This is a genomic window from Pseudomonas sp. R62, assembly GCF_000257605.1.
Lineage (GTDB): Bacteria > Pseudomonadota > Gammaproteobacteria > Pseudomonadales > Pseudomonadaceae > Aquipseudomonas > Aquipseudomonas atacamensis.
The window spans coordinates 328,392-330,442 of record NZ_JH635999.1 but is presented as its reverse complement, the minus strand read 5'-3'; the positions used below and the strand labels follow the sequence as shown (position 1 = coordinate 330,442).

Here is a 2,051-nt window from a genome sequence, read left to right as displayed (position 1 = left end):
TGCCAAGGTCTTAACCTCATGTCCGCATCCCGTTTCATGCTTCGCCCTCTGACTCGAGCCCTGCTGATGCACGGCGCGACCCGCACACGCCTGGCCGGTAGCGGCCTGGGTCTGGCACTGACCCTCGCGGCAGCGCCGTATGTCCAGGCCCAGGAATGGACCCTGAACATCCCGGCCCAACCGCTGGCCCAGGCCCTGCAAACCCTCGGTCAGCAGACCAGCCTGCAAATCATCTACAGCCCGGAAAGCCTGCAAGGCCTGCGCTCCAGCGCCCTCAACGGCCGCTATCAGGATGACGAGTCGCTCAAGGCCATGCTCAGCGGCACCGGCATCCGCTATCAGCGTGACGGCAACACCGTCACCGTGCTCGGCCCGGCCACTGGTGGCAGCGCGATGGAGCTGGCGCCGACCAACGTCAACGCCAACCGCCTCGGCGCCACCACCGAAGGCAGCAACTCCTACACCACCGGCGGCGTGACCATCGGCAAAGGCGTGCACTCGCTGAAGGAAACGCCGCAGTCGGTCACGGTGATGACCCGCAAGATGCTCGACGACCAGAACCTCAACACCATCGAACAGGTGATGGAGAAGACCCCGGGCATCACCGTCTACGACTCGCCAATGGGCGGCAAATATTTCTACTCGCGCGGTTTCCGCATGACCGGCCAGTACCAGTACGACGGCGTGCCGCTGGACATCGGCAGCAGCTACGTGCAGGCGGACAGCTTCAACAGTGACATGGCCATCTACGACCGCGTGGAAATCCTTCGCGGCGCGGCCGGCATGATGAAGGGCGCGGGCGGCACCGCCGGCGGCGTCAACTTCGTGCGCAAGCGCGGCCAGGACACCCCGCACACGCAGCTGTCGCTGTCGGCCGGGACCTGGGACAACTATCGCGGCCAGGTCGACACCGGCGGCCCGCTGAACGACGCCGGCACTGTCCGTGGCCGCGCCGTGGTGACCCAGCAGACCCGTCAGTATTTCTACGATGTGGCTGAACGCCGCGACCAGATCTACTACGGCGCCCTGGACTTCGACCTCAGCCCCGACACCACCCTCGGTCTGGGCATGGCCTATGAAGACGTCGACGCCACCCCGTGCTGGGGCGGCCTGCCGCGCTACGCCGACGGCTCCGACCTGCACTTGAAACGCTCCACCTGCCTGAACACCTCGTGGAACAACCAGCGCAGCAAACGCGCCACCTACTTCGCCGACGTCAAACACCAGTTCAACGATGACTGGTCGCTGAAAGTCGCCGGTGTCTACTCGCGCAACACCCAGGACATGGAATATTCCTTCCCGAGCGGCACAGTGCCGTTGGGCGCCACAGCCACCAATACGCTGATGCTCGGCAGTACCTATGACTACGATCAGCGCGACTACGGTTTCGATGCTTACGTCGACGGCAAATTCGACGCCTTCGGCCAGCAGCACGAACTGATCGTCGGCGCCAACGCCAGCCGTTCGCACAAGGACGACTTCTATGCGGTGGCGGCATTGCCACAGCGCCAGAACGTGTTCAACCCGAACCACAACATCCCGCAGCCGGATGAAAGCTACTACCTGGCCAACGCCTCCCGTGGCGGCCCGGTGGACATGCACATCAAGCAATACGGCGCTTACTCGATCGCCCGCCTGAAACTCGCCGACCCGATGACCCTGGTACTCGGCAGCCGGGTCAGCTGGTACAAATCCGATACCGATTCGGTGCAGTACTTCCGCGGCGAAGGCACCGAGGTCAACACCCAGTCCACCGAAACCGGCCAGGTCACGCCGTTCGCCGGCCTGCTCTACGACCTCAACGACAACCTGACCGCCTATGCCAGCTACACCGACATCTTCACCCCGCAAGGCTCGTACAAAACCATCGACGGCAGCACGCTCAAGCCGCTGATTGGCCAGAGCTACGAATTGGGGATCAAGGGTGAATGGTACGACGGTCGCTTGAACACCACGTTCAACCTGTTCCGCACCATCCAGAAAGACGCGGCCCAGGATGACCTGCGGTGCGAAGACAGCTCCTGCCAGATCAACTCGGGCAAGGTCCGCGC

Annotated in this window: 1 protein-coding gene; it reads left to right on the top strand. The window is 63.7% G+C overall.

What is annotated here, in order from left to right:
- Window positions 1-18: 18 nt before the first annotated feature.
- Window positions 19-2,051: TonB-dependent siderophore receptor (locus OQK_RS19745; protein WP_238537231.1), on the top strand; the 2,033-nt coding region annotated here is incomplete at its 3' end.